General features: G+C 47.9%; 22 protein-coding genes and 1 riboswitch. Of the genes, 11 read left to right on the forward strand and 11 right to left on the reverse strand.

The window, feature by feature from the left end; genetic code table 11:
* Positions 1-187 precede the first annotated feature (187 nt).
* From rplU to ACTRC3_RS06295, 9 genes are all read left to right on the forward strand, one after another.
* On the forward strand, positions 188-499 hold the full coding sequence (gene rplU, locus ACTRC3_RS06255; RefSeq protein ID WP_178038128.1) for a 50S ribosomal protein L21: 312 nt from the start codon (positions 188-190) through the stop codon (positions 497-499).
* Between the two features lie 5 nt (positions 500-504).
* Complete coding sequence (locus tag ACTRC3_RS06260) at positions 505-825, forward strand: ribosomal-processing cysteine protease Prp (RefSeq protein WP_178038129.1); 321 nt, start codon at positions 505-507, stop codon at positions 823-825.
* Between the two features lie 4 nt (positions 826-829).
* Complete coding sequence (gene rpmA, locus ACTRC3_RS06265) at positions 830-1,117, forward strand: 50S ribosomal protein L27 (RefSeq protein ID WP_440322341.1); 288 nt, start codon at positions 830-832, stop codon at positions 1,115-1,117.
* Between the two features lie 73 nt (positions 1,118-1,190).
* Entirely contained in the window at positions 1,191-2,480 is a 1,290-nt protein-coding gene (gene obgE, locus ACTRC3_RS06270) for a GTPase ObgE (protein WP_440322343.1), read from the forward strand.
* 200 nt (positions 2,481-2,680) lie between these two features.
* Positions 2,681-2,983, forward strand: coding sequence for a ribosome assembly RNA-binding protein YhbY (yhbY, locus tag ACTRC3_RS06275; RefSeq protein WP_178038131.1), 303 nt, complete (start codon positions 2,681-2,683; stop codon positions 2,981-2,983).
* Positions 2,984-3,026: 43 nt separating this feature from the next.
* Positions 3,027-3,647 (forward strand): nicotinate-nucleotide adenylyltransferase, encoded by a 621-nt coding sequence (gene nadD / locus ACTRC3_RS06280; protein WP_440322346.1) that lies wholly within the window; start codon positions 3,027-3,029, stop codon positions 3,645-3,647.
* A gap of 16 nt (positions 3,648-3,663) precedes the next feature.
* Entirely contained in the window at positions 3,664-4,269 is a 606-nt protein-coding gene (yqeK, locus tag ACTRC3_RS06285) for a bis(5'-nucleosyl)-tetraphosphatase (symmetrical) YqeK (RefSeq protein WP_349165111.1), read from the forward strand.
* Positions 4,250-4,612: a ribosome silencing factor gene (gene rsfS / locus ACTRC3_RS06290; RefSeq protein ID WP_158364765.1), complete on the forward strand. Its 363-nt coding sequence runs from the start codon at positions 4,250-4,252 to the stop codon at positions 4,610-4,612. Before yqeK ends, rsfS begins: the two co-directional genes overlap by 20 nt.
* Positions 4,613-4,617: 5 nt before the next feature.
* A complete protein-coding gene (locus tag ACTRC3_RS06295) occupies positions 4,618-5,235 on the forward strand; it encodes an NUDIX hydrolase (protein ID WP_440322348.1) in 618 nt (205 codons plus the stop codon).
* Positions 5,236-5,430: 195 nt separating this feature from the next.
* Here ACTRC3_RS06295 and lexA read toward each other — a convergent pair whose 3' ends face one another.
* A complete protein-coding gene (gene lexA / locus ACTRC3_RS06300) occupies positions 5,431-6,051 on the reverse strand; it encodes a transcriptional repressor LexA (protein WP_178038135.1) in 621 nt (206 codons plus the stop codon).
* Between the two features lie 264 nt (positions 6,052-6,315).
* Between lexA and ACTRC3_RS06305 the strand changes: the two genes are divergently transcribed.
* Positions 6,316-7,434: a DUF3048 domain-containing protein gene (locus ACTRC3_RS06305; protein ID WP_440322351.1), complete on the forward strand. Its 1,119-nt coding sequence runs from the start codon at positions 6,316-6,318 to the stop codon at positions 7,432-7,434.
* Positions 7,435-7,568: 134 nt separating this feature from the next.
* On the opposite strand, the gene ACTRC3_RS06310 is transcribed toward ACTRC3_RS06305, so the two are convergent.
* The 5 genes from ACTRC3_RS06310 to cysK form a co-directional block, all read right to left on the reverse strand.
* Positions 7,569-8,648 carry a tyrosine-type recombinase/integrase gene (locus ACTRC3_RS06310; RefSeq protein ID WP_440322353.1) on the reverse strand — a complete coding sequence of 360 codons (1,080 nt, stop codon included), beginning with the start codon at positions 8,646-8,648 and terminating at the stop codon, positions 7,569-7,571.
* Between the two features lie 91 nt (positions 8,649-8,739).
* A riboswitch (cobalamin riboswitch) is annotated at positions 8,740-8,938 on the forward strand.
* A gap of 854 nt (positions 8,939-9,792) precedes the next feature.
* Entirely contained in the window at positions 9,793-10,149 is a 357-nt protein-coding gene (locus ACTRC3_RS06315) for a LysM peptidoglycan-binding domain-containing protein (protein WP_178040076.1), read from the reverse strand.
* A 256-nt stretch (positions 10,150-10,405) separates the two neighbouring features.
* Entirely contained in the window at positions 10,406-10,852 is a 447-nt protein-coding gene (locus tag ACTRC3_RS06320) for an RrF2 family transcriptional regulator (protein ID WP_440322355.1), read from the reverse strand.
* 64 nt (positions 10,853-10,916) lie between these two features.
* Positions 10,917-12,224, reverse strand: coding sequence for an O-acetylhomoserine aminocarboxypropyltransferase/cysteine synthase family protein (locus ACTRC3_RS06325; protein ID WP_440322357.1), 1,308 nt, complete (start codon positions 12,222-12,224; stop codon positions 10,917-10,919).
* A gap of 49 nt (positions 12,225-12,273) precedes the next feature.
* Entirely contained in the window at positions 12,274-13,206 is a 933-nt protein-coding gene (cysK, locus tag ACTRC3_RS06330) for a cysteine synthase A (RefSeq protein WP_440322359.1), read from the reverse strand.
* Positions 13,207-13,431: 225 nt separating this feature from the next.
* On the opposite strand from cysK, the gene ACTRC3_RS06335 reads away from it, so the two are divergent.
* Entirely contained in the window at positions 13,432-14,187 is a 756-nt protein-coding gene (locus ACTRC3_RS06335) for a tRNA lysidine(34) synthetase (RefSeq protein WP_440322361.1), read from the forward strand.
* A 119-nt stretch (positions 14,188-14,306) separates the two neighbouring features.
* Here ACTRC3_RS06335 and carB read toward each other — a convergent pair whose 3' ends face one another.
* From carB to ACTRC3_RS06360, 5 genes are all read right to left on the reverse strand, one after another.
* A complete protein-coding gene (gene carB, locus ACTRC3_RS06340; RefSeq protein ID WP_440322363.1) occupies positions 14,307-17,528 on the reverse strand; it encodes a carbamoyl-phosphate synthase large subunit in 3,222 nt (1,073 codons plus the stop codon).
* 39 nt (positions 17,529-17,567) lie between these two features.
* Positions 17,568-18,005: a D-aminoacyl-tRNA deacylase gene (gene dtd / locus ACTRC3_RS06345; protein WP_440322365.1), complete on the reverse strand. Its 438-nt coding sequence runs from the start codon at positions 18,003-18,005 to the stop codon at positions 17,568-17,570.
* Positions 18,006-18,022: 17 nt separating this feature from the next.
* Complete coding sequence (locus ACTRC3_RS06350; protein ID WP_440322367.1) at positions 18,023-18,661, reverse strand: AAA family ATPase; 639 nt, start codon at positions 18,659-18,661, stop codon at positions 18,023-18,025.
* Between the two features lie 71 nt (positions 18,662-18,732).
* A complete protein-coding gene (locus tag ACTRC3_RS06355) occupies positions 18,733-19,254 on the reverse strand; it encodes a nitroreductase family protein (RefSeq protein ID WP_440322369.1) in 522 nt (173 codons plus the stop codon).
* A gap of 144 nt (positions 19,255-19,398) precedes the next feature.
* Entirely contained in the window at positions 19,399-19,860 is a 462-nt protein-coding gene (locus tag ACTRC3_RS06360) for an Hsp20/alpha crystallin family protein (protein ID WP_158365130.1), read from the reverse strand.
* Positions 19,861-20,066 lie beyond the last annotated feature (206 nt).

A 20,066-nucleotide genomic window follows, 5' to 3' on the forward strand; every position in this document is an offset into this window, starting at 1 on the left:
CTGAATGCATGAAAAACAGGCGAAAAATATTTAGCTGAAATATAATAGAAATTACTTGACAGCAGGAAATTGTCCTGCTATTATATAAAAGATGCCGCACAACGAGGTATAAGTATGTGCTTTTTCAGTCCGACTGGAGAGCGCGTCACCGAAATTGGCGAGTAATTATATTAGGAGGTGCCACAGAATGTACGCAATTATTGCAACAGGTGGTAAACAGTACAAAGTATCTGAAGGCGACGTGATCAAGGTTGAGAAGCTTGGCGTTGCAGCTGGTGAGACTTATGAGTTCGATCAGGTTCTCGCAGTTGGCGGAGATTCTCTGACCGTAGGTACACCGACTGTAGCAGGAGCTACTGTAACTGCATCTGTAATCGGTGATGGTAAGGGCAAGAAAGTCATCGTTTACAAGTACAAGAGAAAATCTGGATATCACAAGAAGAATGGTCACAGACAGCAGTACACAGAAGTGAAGATCGAGAAGATCTCCGCGAACTAATTGTCATGATAACCGTTACCATATATAAGAAATCCAATCAGTATCTGGGGTTCGATATCAATGGACATGCCGGATACGCGGAGGAGGGTTCCGATATTATCTGCGCAGCAGTCAGTGTGCTTTCACTGAATACGCTGAATTCTATCGAGGCCTTTACAGAAGATGAATTTTCCGGTGAACAGGGTGATGGGTCGCTGACCTGCACCTTCCCGGAGCCTTTGTCAGAGAAAGCCGCATTGTTGATGGATTCCATGGTACTTGGGCTGACAGACATTCAAAAAAGCTATGGGAAACCATATATCAGGATTGTATTCAAGGAGGTGTAATACCATGTTACAGATGAACCTTCAGTTATTCGCTCATAAAAAGGGAGTAGGTTCTACAAAGAACGGCAGAGATTCCGAGTCCAAGAGACTGGGAGCTAAGAGAGCCGACGGACAGTTCGTAAAGGCCGGAAACATTCTTTACAGACAGCGCGGAACCAAGATTCACCCGGGTGTGAACGTAGGACGCGGTGGCGATGATACACTGTTTGCTCTGACCGACGGAGTCGTAAGATTCGAGAGAAAGGGCAGAGATAAGAAGCAGGTTTCTATCGTTCCGGTAGTAGCAGAATAAGTTGGTTGTAAAAGGCTTCAAGTCGGAAGATTTGAAGCCTTTTTTACCATTTTAATTTTCGGAGAATTATTATATGTTTGCAGACAGAGCAAAGATTTTAATCCGCTCCGGTAAGGGCGGAGACGGACATGTCAGCTTCCGCCGGGAGCTGTACGTACCCAACGGCGGTCCGGACGGCGGAGACGGCGGACGCGGCGGCAATGTGATTTTTGAAGTAGACGAAGGACTGAATACCCTCTATGAGTACCGTCATAAGAGAAAGTTCAAGGCTCAGGACGGCGAAGAAGGCGGAAAACGACGCTGCCACGGTAAAGACGGCAGCGATATTATATTAAAGGTTCCGGAAGGAACTATCATCAGAGAAGCGGAGAGCGGAAAGGTGATCGCGGACATGTCCGGCGAGAACCGCAGACAGGTAATCCTGCAGGGCGGCCGTGGCGGCGCGGGAAATATGCATTTTGCCACATCCACCATGCAGGTCCCGAAATACGCCCAGCCGGGCGTACCGGCCCAGGAGCTGGAGGTTCTTCTGGAGCTGAAGGTCATCGCGGACGTGGGACTGGTCGGTTTCCCGAATGTGGGAAAATCCACGTTCTTATCCCGTGTGACCAATGCACAGCCGAAGATCGCCAACTATCATTTCACCACTCTGAACCCGAATCTGGGCGTGGTGGATTTGCAGGGTGCTCCTGGCTTCGTCATCGCGGATATTCCGGGACTGATTGAGGGTGCTTCCGAGGGCGTGGGTCTGGGACATGAGTTCCTGCGCCATATCGAGCGTACCCGCGTACTGATCCATATTGTAGACGCTGCTTCCACGGAAGGCCGTGATCCGGTAGCGGATATCTACGCCATCAACAAGGAGCTTGAGGCTTACAATGAAGAGATCGCGGCGCGTCCGCAGGTCATTGCAGCCAATAAGATAGACGTCCTGGGCGACAATGAGGAGCCCATCCAACGTCTGAAGGACGAGTTTGAGCCACAGGGCATCAAGGTATTCCCGATTTCCGCTGTGGCCGGAAAGGGACTGAAGGAACTCCTCTACTATGTAAGGGAGCTCCTTGATCAGGCGCCCCAGGAGGCCATTGTCTTCGAGCAGGAGTACTTCCCGGGCGAGGAGCTGGTATACGAGAACCTGCCATACACCGTTATCAAATCCGAGGAGGAAGAGGGCGTCTTCATCGTGGAAGGACCGCGTATCGAGAAAATGCTGGGCTACACCAACCTGGATTCCGAGAAGGGCTTTGCCTTCTTCCAGAACTTCCTGAAGAATACGGGTATCTTAAAGGAGCTTGAGGAAGCCGGTATTCAGGAGGGCGATACGGTCCGGATGTACGGACTTGCATTCGACTACTTCCGTTAGGCAATGAGCAGTGCGGAAGAAAGTAAAGACAGACACGTTGTACCCGAAGGGCACATAAGGGGCTGTTTTTGCTTTCTTTCATAGGGCGAAGCCCGCGAGCGAGATAGAGCGCAGCGGCAAGGTGAGCCCGGAGGGCGAGAGAGTGCCCTGGGGCAAATCGATCCGCACTGCGATATAAATATAAGACAAAAGGAGAAATCATGACAAGTAAACAGCGTGCTTATTTAAAAGGCCTCGCAATGACCATGGAGCCGATTTTCCAGGTGGGCAAATCTTCCGTTACACCGGAATTTACCAAGGCTGTGGACGAAGCGCTGACTGCCAGAGAGCTGATTAAGCTCAGCGTTCTGCAGAACTGCGCGGATGATCCCCGCGCCATCGCAGAGGTAATTGCCGACCGCACCCGCTCTCAGGTCGTGCAGGTGATCGGAAAGAAGATCGTGCTGTATCGTGAGAATACAGACGAAAAGTACAAGAAAAAGAAGATTGTACTTCCGTTATAAGATTTTATAAAACACAGATTCTCAGGGAAAGGCGGTTATTTTCATGGAGCTTACACGAAAAAAGGTCGGCATCTTGGGCGGAACCTTTGATCCGATTCATACCGGACATCTGATTCTGGCGGAAGCTGCCTATGAGTCCTTTTCCCTGGATTATGTGCTGATTATGCCAAATGGCAACCCGCCCCACAAGGCCGGTCAGGTGAACGCTACCATGGAACAGCGCACCCGGATGGCGGAGCTTGCTGTGGCGGATAATCCGCATCTTAAGGTATCGGATTTCGAGAAAACACCGCAGGATTATCATTATACCTACGAAACCCTGGAGTTTCTGAAAAAAGAGCACCCGGATACCGATTACTATTTTATTCTGGGAGCAGATTCCCTGGTTCATTTCCACACCTGGATGGAACCCAGACGGATCTGCGAAGCCTGCAGTATCTTGGCGGCTACCCGGGATCATATGGAAAGCGAAGAGTTGACCGCCCGCATTCAGGAGCTTTCCCGGTTGTTCGGCGCTCATATTTATCCCATGGAGACGCCCAACATCGACATTTCCTCCAATATGATTCGGGAGCGTGTCCGCACCGGTCGTTCTATCCGGTATTATGTGCCTGAGGCAGTGGAGGAATATATTTATAAAAAGGGATTATACTGTCCGGCTTAAGGAGTTACTGATTATGATGAAGAATTATGATATGAAATCCTATCAGAAGAAGCTGAAGCGGGAAATGGATGAGGGCAGATATCAGCATACACTGGGCGTCATGTATACTTCCGCGGCCCTGGCCATGCGCTACGAATATGATATCCAGAAGGCACAGATGGCGGGACTTCTGCACGACTGTGCGAAATGTATTCCCAATGGAAAGAAATTAAAGCTGTGTGAGAAACACAACATTCAGATCACAGAGGTGGAGCGCCGCAATCCCTTTCTGCTGCATGCGAAGCTTGGGGCCTTTCTGGCCATGCATGAGTACGGCATCAACGACAAGGAGATTGTCAGCGCCATTTTAAACCATACCACCGGTAAACCGAATATGTCATTGCTCGACAAAATCGTCTACGTGGCGGACTATATCGAGCCCCGCCGTAACAAGGCACCGAATCTGACGGAGGTACGGAAGCTTGCGTTTATGGATCTGGATGAGGCTCTGTATAAGATTCTGTCTGATACACTGGCTTATCTGGACGACGGCCCGGGCGAGGTGGACGAGATGACAGTCAAAGCTTATGAATATTATAAGGCAAAGCGTGAGGAGGCAAACCATGACACAGAAGCAGTCTAAAGAAATGGCGCGTCTGGCTTATCAGGCCATGGAAGACAAGAAAGCGCGCGATATCCGTATCATTGATATTTCTGAAATTTCCGTTCTGGCCGATTATTTTCTGATTGCCAGCGGTTCCAATAAGAACCAGGTACAGGCCATGGTGGACAACGTACAGGAGGAGCTGCATAAGGCAGGCTTCGTTCCGAAGCAGGTGGAGGGCTACAACAGCGCCAACTGGATTCTCCTGGACTATGGCGATATCATCATCCATGTATTTGATGAAGAAAATCGTCTGTTCTACGATCTGGAGCGGATCTGGAGAGACGGATCCGTCATTACTGCCGAGGATCTGGAGGCATAAAAACCATGAGTAAGATCGAAAAGGTCACCAAGACCACCGATAACCGATTCCTGAATATGTACGATCTGGATGTCGTTACAAAAACCGGTCATAAGGGACTTTACCACGTGGCATCCCGGGCAAAGGACGTGTCTGATTTGAAGTTGAATACTCATGTCAACAAACCGGATGGAGTCATTATCTATGCCCTCTATGGCGAAAAGCGGGAGCAGGTGGTCCTGATTCGCCAGTATCGGTTCAGCATCGGCGGTTACATCTATGAATTTCCGGCGGGACTGGTGGATGAAGGGGAAAATTATCATCAGGCAGGTGTGCGGGAACTGAAAGAAGAGACCGGACTTACGTTTCATCCTATTGAAGTAGATGAGATGTACAGCCGCCCTTATTTTACGACCATTGGAATGACCGATGAGTCCTGCGCTGCTGTATACGGTGCCGCAGACGGTGTAATTTCCAGGAATGGTCTGGAAGACGGAGAAGAGATAGAAGTCGTTTTGGCAGATCGCATGGAAATTCGAAGAATTCTGAAGGAAGAGAATGTATCACTGATGTGCGCTTACATGATGATGCATTTTCTGTATGAGGATCCGGAGAAGCCTTTTGGATTTTTACATGCGGAATAAACATGACAGCAGATGAATATGACTCTGCCAGGAAGGTGACTGTCATAGAGAGCAACTCATTGGAAACTTATGTGTTATATTGAATTTTGGATTATAATGTAGAAAGATGTAACATTGTAAAGGCTCTGTATTACAAATCATATGTAATACAGAGCCTTTTATAAGATAGCTTTTTTTTATTACACTTTTCAGTAATTACCGGAAGAAGCGGAACACACCGAACACCTTACCAAGAATCTGACAATCCGGCACGATAATCGGATCCATGGTATCATTTTCCGGCTGCAGACGGATGTGATCGGCCTCGCGATAGAAGGTCTTGACCGTCGCGGAGTCGTTGATCAGCGCAACCACCATGTCGCCATTGGCAGCGGTCTGACACTGCTCCACAAGAATGGTGTCGCCGTCAAAGATGCCCGCATTGATCATGGACTCGCCTTTAACCTGTAGCATAAAACATTGCTCATTTGGCATAAACTCCATCGGTACCGGGAAATAAGACTCCACGTTCTCCACGGCCAGAATGGGCTCTCCGGCTGCCACACGGCCTACAACCGGGACGTTAACAACTTCACCGCGGCGGGCCGTATTGAAGTTATCATCCATGATCTCAATCGCGCGGGGCTTAGTGGGATCCCGGCGGATATAACCGTTTTTCTCCAACGTCTCCAGATGGGAATGAACGGACGAGGTGGATTTTAACTGTACCGCCTCGCAGATGTCACGGACCGAGGGCGGATATCCCTTGTTAATGATCTGTGATTTAATATATTCAAGAATTTCGGACTGCTTTTTCGAAATTTTACCGTAAGCCATAGTTAGATTCCTCCCGAACGTAATAAGGTCTGTATTTACTATCAGTATACCACAGGATGTATGATGATGCAAACAAATGTTTAGAAAATTTGTTCGTTTCCTTTTACAAGTATACATAATATAATTATGTATACTTGTGCGTTACAAAATTGCATATTTGTGTAAATTTTAAGCATATTTTACATTTTTACTGGTATCTTATTACAGAACGTGATATAATTGTTACCAGATTATTAAATTCTACACAGGAAGGAAACTATGCAGATGAAAAAACGTTTAACACTGATTCTGCTGACCTTATCTCTTGCAGGCCTCCTTAGCCTTACCGGCTGTGGTAAAGGCGATCAGGAAGCTACATCAGATAACACTTTTTCCACTGAGGATGAAGTGACAGCGGATGAAGCAGAGGACACAGAAGACACCAAAGAAGAAGCGGAAGAGGAAGAGGTTGCTCCGGAAGGTATGTACCGCAGTGAACTGACCAATGAGTGGATCAGCGAAGATCTGAAGGATCAGCGTCCCATTGCTGTTATGGTTGACAATGAGAAGACCGCACTTCCACATTATGGACTGTCTCAGGCAGACATTATCTACGAGATGATGAACAGTACTCTGAATGACCATATCACCCGTTTCATGGTTCTGGTAAAAGACTATGACAGCATCAAGCAGTTGGGAAGCGTACGAAGCGTACGTCCGACCAACCTGATGATCGCGCCGGAATGGAATGCCATCGTATGTCATGACGGCGGCCCGTTCTATATCAATACATTCCTGAATAATCCCTATGTGGATCATTTCAGCGGAACCTTCTCCCGCGTAAAGAACGGAAAGCCCCGTGAGTTTACCGAATATATTCTGACCGGCGATATGGCAAAGAACTTCAAAAATAACTCCAGTATCGACCGTAGCTATAATGAATATGCTCCCAAAGAAGCACATTTCCAGTTTGCTTCCGAGAGTAAACCGATAGAGCTTGACGGAACGGATTGCACACTGGTAGACCTGCCCTTCAAGCACAATGGCTCTCAGCTCGATTACGATGCGGAGAGCGGCACCTATCTGTATTCCGAATACGGCTCCAAGCATTTGGATCCGGGCAACGGTAACAAGCAGCTGGCATTCAAGAATGTTATCCTGCAGAAGATGTCCTACAGCCAGTTAGACGAGCATGGTTACATGGTATGGAACTGTCTGGCAAGCGGTCAGGAGGGCTATTATATCACCAATGGTAAGGCCATCCCGATTACCTGGACCAAGACATCCGATACCGAACGTACGGTTTACCGTGATCTGAACGGCGACGAGATTACTATCAATACCGGTAAGACCTACATTGGCTTCGTAGCAGATGATGTGTGGAGCGAACTGGTAGTTGAGTAAACAAACTTCAAAAAATGGGTAGAAGAGTACAGCACCATCGCAGCGAAAAACGCAGCAGATTAGTTTTCACTTCATCCTAACGCTGCTTCCTCAAAAGGCCCTGCAGGTGATTCATTCATCTGCAGGGCCTCTCTTTATTCTTTCCGAAGCTTCACCACATTCGCCGCGCTGCGTCTCCTGGACTCATCCTGAGCGGCATAGTGCTTCCTTGTGGTATTGACGTCCTTATGACCCAAGACGTCCGCCACCAGGTAAATGTCGCCGGTTTCCTGATACAGCGTTGTACCGTAGGTACTCCGAAGCTTATGTGGGGTGATTTTCTTCAATGGCGTCACCTGCCTGGAATACTTTTTTACCAGATTTTCCACGGCCTTTACGCCGATACGACGGCGCTGGGTGGAATAGAAGAGGGCTTTTTCATGGCCTTCCTGGGGATTCACAAGCTTTCGGCTGCCATTGATATAATCCTTCAGCGCCTTTTCCACTTCATCACCGAAATAGACTATCATTTCGGAACCGCCTTTTCGGATGACACGGATGCCATTGGTATTGAAATCAATATCAGTCACATCCAAGCCCACGCACTCGGAGACACGGATTCCCGTACCCAGAAGAAGCGTCACAATAGCCAGATCCCGTTCTTTGGTTTTCTCATAGTAGACTTTTTTCTGACCGGTCAGCTCATCGCCGCCATGCTCGATAAAATCAAGTAAACGGGCTGTTTCATCCGGTTCCAAGCGGATGATGGCTTTCTCATGAAGCTTGGGCATGTCGACAAGGACGACCGGGTTATTTTTTATCAGTTCGTAACGGTAAAGATAATTAAACAAACTACGGACGGCAGATAACTTTCTTTTCATACCGCGTTCTCCATTTGTAATATCAATTTCGCCCTGTTCTTCCTCACGTTGATATAATTTTAAATATTCTTTGTATTCCTCAATGTCAACGGTACTAATTTTATCTAAATCCTCATATGTAAAATCTGTTGTTTTATAATTTTTAAATAAAGGATTTTTCTCTACCAGAAAACGAAAAAAAATTCGTATGTCATATCCATATGAAATTCTGGTGGTAGTAGCCATGCTCATTTCCTTTGCCCGGAAAAAATCGCTGACGAAAGAGGGCAGGGTAGTGAGCACCTCCCGCAGCCGCTGAATATTCTCCGCATCCTTCTGCTCATGGTAATTCTTGTATTTCATGATTCTGCTCATCCTTTCCATGAGTTTATTTTATCATTTATTGTGCGAAACTTCCAGAAAAGAATTGACTTTTCTGTATATACTGTTATAATAAATTTGTACAATTCCATATAAGGTATTAAGTGCTCAGATGGCCCCTCAGCCAGATGAGAAAAGGGAATCAGGTGTGAATCCTGAGCGATCCGGTCACTGTATTCAGGGAGTAGCCTTTGTTTGTATCCATTGTACTTTTACAGTATGAGAAGGAAAAAGGTATATGTTGATCTGTAAGTCAGGAAACCTGCTTAGTACTTGAGGAGAGACTTCCGATGAAAGTTCAGTTCCTGACAGAAAGGTATTTGCGTTATGCCTTTTTGGGATGTCTGCTTTTGGAAGCAGGCATTTTTTGTTTATGGAATGCGCTCGATGTGGAACCGTACAGGCAGCCGGGATGATATAAATCTTGAACATGCATTTTGATTTCTGGTCTGACAGGTCGTGACGGCATTCGGCTTGTTACGCTGGGAAGCTAAATGTACCTCACCAAAATCCCTCAAAAAGCGATATATTGTTACCCAACGAATTCGCTTACATTATAAACCAACCCAAATATTTAATCCGGCAGCCTCGACATCTGCGTCAGTGCTGTTCAGATTTTTCGATTTCACCTTATTGGGATTACCTGCAGCTTCCCGGTAGCGCGAATGAGAGAGGTTTGGACGTGCTGATAGCAGATGTTTTTTGTACCTTTTTTTATAATACCTGGAGCTGTATGGAATCACGCATATAGAAATATATAGCTATATCTATTCGAAAAACAAGGATTTGGCGTATAGATCTAGGTCAGTCTGTACGGCACTCTTCGCCAATAAATACATTGTGTTTCGCGCAGACCTGTAGATTAAAAGCCGGATATTTAATCTTTTTGCAGACTAAATATCCGGCTTTCTTTTGTACCTTTTCCATCTCTCTGGTATTTGTTTAAAATTCTCGTGTATCTTATTGGCAACGATTTATTTCTCTTGTGTATTTTATTTTCTCATGTATTTCGTGCTCACCAATCTTTTGTGTCTTAAAAGCTTTTGTACCTTATTAAAAATTCTCTCTTTTGTATATCTATGTAAAACTCAGTGGTACCACTGACAAACATAGCGCATCTGCCATGGTGGTCAATCGCTTACTTATACTCTGCAGAATAATACGGCATTATCAGATACTGGCCGGATACGATACTGTCGCTGTCTGCAATACCGTTAATCTGACGTACCTCTGCTACATAGACCGCACGGGACTCATACTGGTCACCCATATAATCCTCTGCCAGATCCCATAGGGTGTCGCCGGGCTGAATCTCAATATTCGTATAATACTTATAATAGATAGTATCCGACTCCTTTGCCTCGGCCTGGGAAAGAAAACTGCCGAACAAAAAGGTGAAGGCAAGGGCCAGGCAAAGGCCAGAAACCAGAATCAGGAAATTCCTTTTTCTTTCATATGCTCTTCTTCTCTCGTATCTTAATTTTCTTCCATACATAAGATATGCCCTCCCCACTCTTGCGCTCTCCAGTGCGCCTACTGTTCGAACACATTTTCCGAACAGCTGTTCTTTTTTGATATTTGTATTATAAGTCTCGAACATTCGTTTGTCAATACGTATGTTCGAATTTTATATAAAAAAGAATGTGCCACTGGCACATTCCCATGTTTCGAAAATTATTTACTGTTACATAAAAGCGGTATCCCTGTCCTTCTATTTCCGAAAGTCAGAAACACCGCCCGTACGGTTCTGTTTAAATATAATACATATCCTGCCCGCTGCTCAGGCGCTGCTGATAATCCGCCTTCAGTTCTTCCAGCGTAAGCTCTGACAGAAACCGTTCCATAGCCTGATTGATCGGGTCAATCAGACGCTTCTGCATGGTCTCTGAGACAGCGTAACATCGACTTTCCGAAGATACTTCTTCATCTGCTATCTGATAAGAACCCTCCAGGATCTCCAGGATCTCCGCTGCTGTAATGTATTTGGGGCTCCGGGCAAGCTGATAACCTCCCTGAGGCCCTTTTAAGGCCTTTACAAGCCCTGCGCGGCGAAAAGAAGCAAATACCTGCTCCAGAAACTGTGCCGGAATTTCTCCGCGTTCTGCGATGTTGCTCAGGGAAACATACTGATTCTGCGGCGCAGAAGCCAGATCAATTAATGCCCGCAGTCCATAGCGGCTTTTTTTCGAAAGCTGCATAAGTAAGTCCTCCTCATGAAAAGATAAGGGGCAGATGCATGATCCGCCCCTGTACTCAGTCTTTTTACTGTACTGCCTTGAATGCCTCATCCAGGTCCTGAATGATATCGTCGATATTCTCAGTTCCGATGGAAAGACGGATTGTGTTCGGCCTGATGCCCTGATCCAGAAGTTCTTCCTCTGTGCACTGGCTATGCGTGGTGGTTGCCGGATGGATAACCAGAGACTTCACATCAGCTACATTTGCAAGCAGGGAGAACAGCTCCAGGTTGTCGATGAAGTCCTTTGCCTTCTGTGCGTCGCCCTTGATTTCAAAGGTAAAAATGGAGCCGCCGCCGTTCGGGAAGTACTTTGCGTACAGTTCCTTCTGCTCCGGATCATCGGATACAGACGGATGATGAACCTTCTCTACCTGCGGATGGTTGTTCAGATACTCTACCACCTTCAAAGCATTCTCTACGTGACGTTCTACGCGGAGAGAAAGGGTTTCCAGTCCCTGCAGGAAGAAGAATGCATGGAACGGAGAAATGGTTGCTCCGGTATCGCGCAGAAGGATGGCACGAATCTTGGTTACAAATGCTGCAGGTCCAACTGCCTTTGTAAAGCTGATTCCATGATAGCTGGGGTTCGGCTCCGTCAGTGACGGGAATTTTCCGGATCCCTCCCAGTCAAATTTGCCGCTGTCTACGATAACGCCGCCGATGGTGGTTCCGTGTCCGCCGATGAACTTGGTAGCGGAATGTACGACGATATCTGCACCATATTCAATCGGGCGAACCAGATACGGGGTTGCAAAGGTATTATCTACAACCAGCGGGATTTTATGCGCATGGGCAATCTTTGCCAGTCTCTCGATATCTACCACATCAGAGTTCGGATTTCCCAGAGTCTCAATGTAAAGAGCCTTCGTATTGTCCTGAATGGCTGACTCTACCTCATCGTAGTTGAAGATATCTACGAAGGTAGTTGTCACACCGTATGCCGGAAGGGTATGCTCCAGAAGGTTGAAGCTTCCACCGTAAATGTTCTTTGCAGATACGATATGGTCACCGCTCTGAGCCAGGTTCTCAATGGTATAGGTGATAGCTGCCGCACCGGATGCTACAGCCAGAGCTGCTACGCCGCCTTCCAGTGCTGCAATTCTCTTCTCAAACACGTCCTCAGTGGGGTTGGTCAGACGTCCGTAGATATTGCCTGCGTCTGCCAGTCCGAAACGTGCAGCCGCGTGGTCGCAGTTGCGGAATACGTAGGAAGATGTCTGGTAAATCGGAACGGCTCTTGCATCCGTTACCGGATCCGGCTGCTCCTGACCTACGTGAAGCTGAAGGGTTTCAAATTTAAATTTTCTCTGTTCTCTTGTAAGTTTGCTCATTGGTTTTGCCCTTTCTTATGGTAAATTATTTTATGATACTTCAAATGAATTACTCGGTAAACAGCGGTGTGGAATAATATCTGTCTCCGGTATCCGGAAGCAGTACCACGATGGTCTTGCCTTTGTTCTCCGGACGCTTTGCGAGCTGGATGGCTGCGTACAGTGCTGCACCGGAGGAGATTCCTACCAGAACGCCTTCCTTCTTCGCCAGAAGCTTTGCTGTCTCAAATGCATCATCATTTTCAATCGGAAGAATTTCATCGTAAATCTTGGTATTCAGTACATCCGGGACGAAGCCGGCGCCGATTCCCTGAATCTTGTGGGGACCGCTCTTGCCCTCAGAAAGAACCGGGCTTCCTGCGGGCTCTACTGCTACAACCTTTACATCCGGCTTCTGGGACTTCAGGTACTCTCCTGTTCCTGTCAGGGTTCCGCCGGTACCTACGCCCGCTACAAAGATGTCAACTGCTCCATCGGTATCCTTCCAGATCTCCGGGCCTGTGGTTGCTTTATGTGCTGCCGGGTTTGCCGGATTTACGAACTGTCCCGGGATGAAGCTGTTCGGGATTTCCTTTGCAAGCTCTTCTGCTTTAGCGATGGCTCCTTTCATACCCTTGGCTCCTTCAGTCAGAACCAGTTCTGCACCATATGCCTTCAGGATGTTTCTACGCTCTACGCTCATGGTCTCCGGCATGGTCAGGATGATGCGGTATCCTTTGGCTGCTGCAATGGCTGCCAGGCCAATGCCTGTATTTCCGGAGGTCGGCTCTATGATTACGGAACCTTCTTTCAGTGCTCCCTTTGCCTCTGCATCCTCGATCATCGCTTTTGCGATACGGTCTTTTACGCTTCCGGCAGGATTGAAATACTCAAGCTTTACCAGTACGGCAGCTTCCAGTCCCAGCTCTTTTTCTACGTTTGTAACCTCTACCAGAGGTGTGTTTCCGATGAGTCCTAATGTTCCCTTATAAATATTTGCCATTGTTTTCGTTCTCCTTTCAATCTCCTCAAGTTCGGTTTTTCTTTTCTTATATTTCCTATCTGTTTAGTAGTATATACCTGGTTTTTGAAATTGTCAATAGCTTTTTTCATCTTTTTCTGATAAACTAAGTAGGGAATTAATTTGAAAATAATTTATATAAAAAGGAGCAAATTGAAGAAATACCCTACGGGTATACCTGAATTAAGAAAGGATTGACCAGAGGAAATGAAATTACAGCAGCTTTTAAGCCATGTCCGCAAGGCCGTGGATACCTACCATATGATTGACGACGGAGACCATATCGCTATCGGAATCTCCGGTGGAAAGGACAGCCTGACTATGCTCTATGCGCTGCATGGACTTCGGCGGTTCTATGAGAAGCATTTTGAAATTGAGGCAATTACAGTGGATCTTGGCTTCCCGAATTTTGATTTAAGTCCGATTCAGGCGCTCTGCGATGAGCTGGGCGTGCGGTATACGATTGTGAATACCGAGATCTATGACGTAGTGTTCAACGTCCGTAAAGAAAGCAATCCCTGCGCGCTCTGCGCCAAGATGCGCAAAGGTGCGCTTAATGAGACGATTAAGAAGTTGGGGTGCAATAAGATCGCGTACGCACACCACAAGGACGATGTGGTAGAGACGATGATGCTCTCGCTTCTCTATGAAGGGCGGTTTCATTCCTTTGACCCGGTGACGTATCTGGATCGGATGGATTTAACGGTGATTCGGCCATTGTTGCTGGTGGATGAGGCGGATGTGATTGGATTTAAGAATAAATACAATCTGCCGGTATGTAAAAATCCCTGTCCGGCGGACGGATATACCCGTCGGGAATATGCCAAGGAACTGATACGGCAAATCTGTCATGAGAATCCGGGGGCCAAGGAACGGATGTTCCGGGCGGTGCTGGACGGATTATATAAGAAGTTTGAGGACGCGGAGTATGTGCGCAAGCTGGTGCATCCGGATGTGATTTGATATGTTAAAACGGACGAAGCCAGGAAAAATCCCCTCCCACAGGGACGCATTTTCTTCCTGTGGGAGGGGATTTTTCCTGGCTTCTGGTTTTGTAAAACGAAAGGTTATTAAATAACTTCTTACTCAATCTCCGCATGCAGATCCTGCAGGGACTTCACATCAAGCTTGCCACCTTTGACATTTACCTGACGGATACCCTCCGCAGTAGCGATGGCTGCCGCCATGGTGGTCATATAGGGAATCTTGCCCTTGATAGCTGCCTTGCGGACATAGCTGTCATCAAAGCGGCTCTCATTTCCGGAGGGCGTATTCACAATTAAATCAATCTTCTTATTGGCAATAGCATCCAGGATATTCGGACGGCCCTCGCTCAGCTTCTTGATTTTCTCAGCCGGAATGCCATCTTCTGTAATCATATCGTAGGTTTTTCCGGTTGCCATAATATGGAAGCCATCCTGATGGAAGCCTCTTGCTACCTGAAGAAGCTCTTCCTTATCACGGTCGCTGACACTGATCAGAACCGTTCCGGACAGGGGCAGCGGCGTCTGAGTCGCTTCCTGCGCCTTGTAGAAGGCTTCTCCGAAATTGGACGCCAGTCCCAGTACCTCACCGGTAGAACGCATCTCCGGTCCCAGAATCGGGTCTACCTCCTGGAACATATTGAAGGGGAATACCGCCTCCTTCACGCCGTAATGATGGAATTTGCTCTCCTTAAGACCGGGTACCGGGGAAGGAATACCGGTCAGCTCCTCTGTAATAACCTGGGTAGCCAGCTGTACCATCTGAATGTTGCAGACCTTGGATACCAGCGGCACCGTTCTGGACGCTCTCGGATTGGCCTCCAGTACAAATACCTTACCGTCCTCGATGGCATACTGCATATTCATCAAACCGCAGACATGCATCTCTTCCGCAATCTTCTTTGTATATTCCTTAATAGTCTTTACATTCTCCTCTGAGATATTCAGAGAAGGCAGGATGCAGGCGGAATCTCCGGAATGAACGCCGGCCAGCTCAATATGCTCCATGACAGCCGGTACAAAGGCGTGGGTTCCGTCACAGATGGCATCTGCCTCGCACTCCATCGCGTGATGCAGGAAACGGTCAATCAGAATCGGACGATCCGGAGTCACGCCTACCGCCGCACGCATATATTCCTTCAGACTCTCCGGCTCATGGACAACCTCCATACCACGGCCGCCCAGTACATAGGAAGGACGCACCATAACCGGATAACCGATGCGCTCGGCAATTTCCAGGGCTTCCTCCACATCAACGGCCATACCTGCCTCCGGCATGGGAATATTCAGCTTCTCCATGATGGCGCGGAACTGATCCCGATCCTCTGCCAGGTCGATGATCTCCGGGCTGGTTCCCAGAATCCGGACTCCATTCTTTTCCAGATCTGCTGCCAGATTCAGCGGCGTCTGTCCGCCGAACTGGGCAATAACACCTACCGGCTTCTCCTTCTCGTGGATACTTAAGACGTCCTCCAGAGTCAGCGGCTCAAAATACAGCTTATCGGAGGTATCGTAATCGGTAGATACGGTTTCCGGATTACAGTTTACAATGATGGTCTCGAAGCCCAGCTTCTTCAGGGCAATTGCCGCGTGTACACAGCAATAATCAAATTCGATACCCTGACCGATTCGGTTGGGGCCGCCGCCCAGAATCATAATTTTCTGCTTATCCGTGCTGACCGGGTTTTTATCCGGCGCATTGTAGGTGGAATAATAGTAAGCTCTGTCCTTGGTTCCGCTTACATGAACGCCCTCCCAGCTTTCTGTTACGCCGATGGCCGTTCTCGCATTGCGGATATCTGCTTCCGGAATGCCCAGAAGCTGGCTTAAATAACGATCTGCGAAGCCGTCCTTTTTAGCCTGTGTCAGAACCTCTGCAGGAGGTACCTGTCCCTTATAAGTTAAGAGCTTTTCTTCCTCCTCAACCAGTTCCCGCATCTGATTTAGGAAATAATCTTTGATTTTTGTCAGTTCAAAGAGCTCTGCATTGGTTGCGCCCTTCCGGATAGCCTCATACATAATGAACTGGCGTTCGCTGGTAGCTGTATGCAGCATGTGCAGCAGCTCTTCCTTGGATTTTTCATGGAAATCCTTCGCGAATCCAAGACCGTAACGGCCAATCTCCAGACTGCGGATGGCTTTCTGGAAGGCTTCCTTATAATTTTTACCGATACTCATAACCTCGCCAACGGCGCGCATCTGCGTACCCAGCTTATCCTCCACGCCCTTGAACTTTTCAAAAGCCCAGCGCGCGAACTTAATTACGATATAATCTCCGTCCGGAACATAGCGATCCAGTGTGCCGTACTTTCCACAGGGGATCTCATCCAGTGTCAGGCCAGACGCCAGCATAGCGGAAATCAGCGCAATGGGGAAGCCGGTTGCCTTGGAAGCCAGTGCGGAGGAACGGGAAGTACGCGGGTTTATCTCAATGACGATGTCGCGATCTGTCTTCGGATCATGGGCCCACTGTACATTGGTTCCGCCGATGACCTGGATGGCCTCGACGATCTTGTAGGATTTCTCCTGCAGACGCTTCTGCACATTTTCGGGAATGGTCAGCATAGGCGCGGAGCAGAAAGAATCGCCGGTATGTACGCCCAGGGGATCGATATTCTCTATAAAGCATACGGTAATGATATTGTTTTTGTTGTCGCGGACAACCTCAAGCTCCAGCTCTTCCCAACCGAGAATGGACTCCTCCACCAGGACCTGGCCTACCAGACTGGCCTGCAGACCTCTGGCTACTACCGTTTTCAGCTCTTCTACATTGTATACAAGACCGCCACCTGCGCCGCCCATCGTGTAAGCCGGACGGAGAACAACCGGGTAGCCCAGCTTATCCGCGATAGCTACTGCCTCGTCTACGGTATAGGCAACTTCGCTGCGCGCCATCTCAATTCCCAGGCTGTCCATGGTGTGCTTGAACTCAATTCGGTCCTCGCCGCGCTCGATGGCATCTACCTGCACGCCGATTACCTTGACATCATATTTATCCAGGACGCCTGCCTTCGCCAGCTCAGAGCAAAGATTAAGGCCTGACTGTCCGCCGAGATTCGGCAGCAGGGCATCCGGTCTCTCCTTCTCGATGATCTGCGTCAGACGCTCCACGTTAAGCGGTTCGATATACGTAACGTCTGCGGTTCCCGGATCTGTCATAATCGTCGCCGGGTTGGAGTTTACGAGAACAATCTCGTAACCAAGGTTTTTCAGCGCCTTGCAGGCCTGTGTGCCGGAATAATCGAATTCGCAGGCCTGTCCGATAATAATCGGGCCGGAGCCGATAATCATTACTTTGTGGATATCCTGTCTTTTACCCATGTTTTCTCTCCCTGTATTTATATCATAATTTTTTTGTTTCTACGATTCTAATAAAATGGTAAATGGTCCGTCATTCAACAGCTCTACCTTCATGTCCGCACCGAACTCTCCCGTCTCGACCACGGACACCTGCTGCCTGCAGCTCTCAATGATATATTCATAAAGCTCGTTGGCCAGTTCCGGTCCTGCTGCCTCCGTGAAGCCCGGCCGGTTGCCGTGTCTGCAGTCCGCGTACAGTGTAAACTGGGAGACCAGCAGAAGCTCCCCGTCCACATCCTTCAAGGACTTGTTGATCTTCCCGTTTTCATCCGCAAAAATACGCAGGCCAATCATTTTCTTCACCAGACGGTCTGCGTCTTCTCTTGTATCTTCTTTTCCCACACCAATCAGAACCAGATAGCCCTGATTAATACGGCCGATGGTTTCCTCATGCACCGTCACCGATGCATGGGAAACCCGCTGTATCACAAACTTCATTTAAAATACGACTCCTGTCAGATTCTTTCGTGTTCCTTTTCCTTATAATTCACAAATTCGCGAATCATATGAATGGTCCCATCAATACCCAGGGTAGCTGTATTCAGGGACAAATCGTAACCTGCAGCTTCTCCCCATTTCTTGCTGGTATAATAATTGTAATAGCTTGCACGCCGCTTATCCGTCTTAATAATCAAGTCCTTGGCTTTGGCGTCCGTCAGATCGTGGCGTCTCGCAATCCGCACAATACGATCCTGGAGATCCGCATGCAGGAATACATTCACCACATTCGGGAAATCTGCCAATGCATAGTCAGCGCAGCGCCCTACGATGACGCAGGGGCCTTCCTTGGCGATATTCTTAATGGCGTCAAACTGCGCCAGGAAAATCTTGTGGTTCAGGGGCATCTCTGAGAAAGAAGAAGTGGTATATCCCAGAGAATAAGTATCCATCACCAGTGAATAGAGGAAGCTGTTGGTCGGCTTCTCGTCGTGATTTTCGAAAATCTCCTGACAGAGGCCGCTGTCCTTGGCTGCTCTCTCCAGCAATGCTTTGTCATAAAAAGGAACGTTTAACTCTTCCGCAAGCTGTTTTCCGATGTCGTGTCCGCCGCTTCCATACTGGCGTCCGATGGTAATGATTGTGTTATTTGCCATAAAATCATTCTCCCTTCCAGTTGTTCTTGTCTATATTATACAACATTTTGTAGGGAAATGGAACCTGAAAATTATTCCGCGTAATAAACATAGGAAGCCTTCCGTTCCTTAGGCTCCTTCGCCGGTTCTGCCACATAACCCAGCACACAGTGGCCGATGCCCTCATAATCTCCTTCAATCCCGAGAGCTTTCAGGATTCCCTTGCCTTCCTCGCTCTCGAATTCCTCTTTCGCCCGGTGAATCCAGCAGCTTCCAAGTCCCAGATCCGCAGCGGCCAGCATCAGATTGCCCATCACGAGACTGCCGTCGTATACATGCGTCGGTTTGTTCTTGTCTGCCAGCACCACCAGTACCACCGGAGCGCCATAGAACGGATCCGTTTTTGAACCCATAATCTCTGCGTTCATCTTTGAAAGCTTATCCCGCAGCTCCTTATTGGTTACGGCTATTATAATCGGGGACTGCATTCCCATTCCGGTCGGCGCCCAGGTGCCGGCCTCCAGTACTTTATTAAGCAGCTCCTTCGGAACCATATCCGGCTTAAAATTACGGCAGCTTCTTCTTTCTTTGATGGTTTTTAATGTCTCAGCCATGATGTGTCACTCCTCTCGTTTTTCCAATTATAGCATGACGGTATTGCTTTTGCACCCCATTTTCACATTTTTTCGCACCCTTTTTAACGACATCAATCCATAAAAAGGAGCCCCGCCGCTTCCGCGGCGAGGCTCCTCGCTCCATTATCCTTCGATGGAGATGTACTTTGACGTCTCAACTTCCGGTTTTTCTTCCTTCTTCGGGATGACCAGCTTCAGGATACCATGCTTAAACTCGCCCTTGATATCCTCCTGCTTTACGCCTTCGCCTACATAAAAGCTTCTCTGGCAGGATCCTGCGTAACGCTCCTTGCGGATGTACTTTGCAGTTTCCTTCTCCTGCTCATCTACGTCCAGGCCTCTTGCTGCGCTGATGGTCAGATAACCATTTTCCAGAGAAACCTTAATTTCGTCCTTCTTGAATCCCGGGAGATCCATCTCCAGCTCATATGCTTTATCGGTATCCTTGATATCCGTCTTCATCAGGTTCTTACCTCTGCGGCCATACAGCTTCTTTTCCAGCTTCTGCATGTCTCTGTCATCATAGAACGGAAACTCAAACAAATCATCAAAGAAATCTTTTCCAAATACACTCGGTGTTAACATAGCAAACGCTCCTTTTTTATGTCTCGTACAATAGGTCACTGTCTTGAGGTTCCATTTCCTTTTCCCTCTTGACAACTATGTTATAGCCCTTTTTATTAGCACTGTCAAGAGGTGAGTGCTAATTATTTTGTGAAAATTGTGTGAACGCTACAAGCCATGCAAAATGGTGAAAAAAGACGCCCTGCTAGTTTACTTGCAAAGGCGTC

Origin of the sequence: Laedolimicola sp. (genome assembly GCF_051972735.1) — a bacterium.
Taxonomy (GTDB): Bacteria; Bacillota; Clostridia; order Lachnospirales; family Lachnospiraceae; genus Laedolimicola; species Laedolimicola intestinihominis.

Coding starts and splice junctions, on each gene's coding strand:
- ACTRC3_RS06260 (WP_178038129.1), top strand. CDS start 505: ATGATAACCGTTACCATATATAAGAAATCCAATCAGTATCTGGGGTTC.
- obgE (WP_440322343.1), top strand. CDS start 1,191: ATGTTTGCAGACAGAGCAAAGATTTTAATCCGCTCCGGTAAGGGCGGA.
- yhbY (WP_178038131.1), top strand. CDS start 2,681: ATGACAAGTAAACAGCGTGCTTATTTAAAAGGCCTCGCAATGACCATG.
- cysK (WP_440322359.1), bottom strand. CDS start 13,206: ATGGCAAATATTTATAAGGGAACATTAGGACTCATCGGAAACACACCT.
- lexA (WP_178038135.1), bottom strand. CDS start 6,051: ATGGCTTACGGTAAAATTTCGAAAAAGCAGTCCGAAATTCTTGAATAT.
- yqeK (WP_349165111.1), top strand. CDS start 3,664: ATGAAGAATTATGATATGAAATCCTATCAGAAGAAGCTGAAGCGGGAA.
- ACTRC3_RS06320 (WP_440322355.1), bottom strand. CDS start 10,852: ATGCAGCTTTCGAAAAAAAGCCGCTATGGACTGCGGGCATTAATTGAT.
- dtd (WP_440322365.1), bottom strand. CDS start 18,005: ATGAAGTTTGTGATACAGCGGGTTTCCCATGCATCGGTGACGGTGCAT.
- nadD (WP_440322346.1), top strand. CDS start 3,027: ATGGAGCTTACACGAAAAAAGGTCGGCATCTTGGGCGGAACCTTTGAT.
- rplU (WP_178038128.1), top strand. CDS start 188: ATGTACGCAATTATTGCAACAGGTGGTAAACAGTACAAAGTATCTGAA.
- rpmA (WP_440322341.1), top strand. CDS start 830: ATGTTACAGATGAACCTTCAGTTATTCGCTCATAAAAAGGGAGTAGGT.
- rsfS (WP_158364765.1), top strand. CDS start 4,250: ATGACACAGAAGCAGTCTAAAGAAATGGCGCGTCTGGCTTATCAGGCC.
- ACTRC3_RS06315 (WP_178040076.1), bottom strand. CDS start 10,149: ATGTATGGAAGAAAATTAAGATACGAGAGAAGAAGAGCATATGAAAGA.
- ACTRC3_RS06350 (WP_440322367.1), bottom strand. CDS start 18,661: ATGGCAAATAACACAATCATTACCATCGGACGCCAGTATGGAAGCGGC.
- carB (WP_440322363.1), bottom strand. CDS start 17,528: ATGGGTAAAAGACAGGATATCCACAAAGTAATGATTATCGGCTCCGGC.
- ACTRC3_RS06295 (WP_440322348.1), top strand. CDS start 4,618: ATGAGTAAGATCGAAAAGGTCACCAAGACCACCGATAACCGATTCCTG.
- ACTRC3_RS06360 (WP_158365130.1), bottom strand. CDS start 19,860: ATGTTAACACCGAGTGTATTTGGAAAAGATTTCTTTGATGATTTGTTT.
- ACTRC3_RS06335 (WP_440322361.1), top strand. CDS start 13,432: ATGAAATTACAGCAGCTTTTAAGCCATGTCCGCAAGGCCGTGGATACC.
- ACTRC3_RS06325 (WP_440322357.1), bottom strand. CDS start 12,224: ATGAGCAAACTTACAAGAGAACAGAGAAAATTTAAATTTGAAACCCTT.
- ACTRC3_RS06355 (WP_440322369.1), bottom strand. CDS start 19,254: ATGGCTGAGACATTAAAAACCATCAAAGAAAGAAGAAGCTGCCGTAAT.
- ACTRC3_RS06310 (WP_440322353.1), bottom strand. CDS start 8,648: ATGAGCAGAATCATGAAATACAAGAATTACCATGAGCAGAAGGATGCG.
- ACTRC3_RS06305 (WP_440322351.1), top strand. CDS start 6,316: ATGAAAAAACGTTTAACACTGATTCTGCTGACCTTATCTCTTGCAGGC.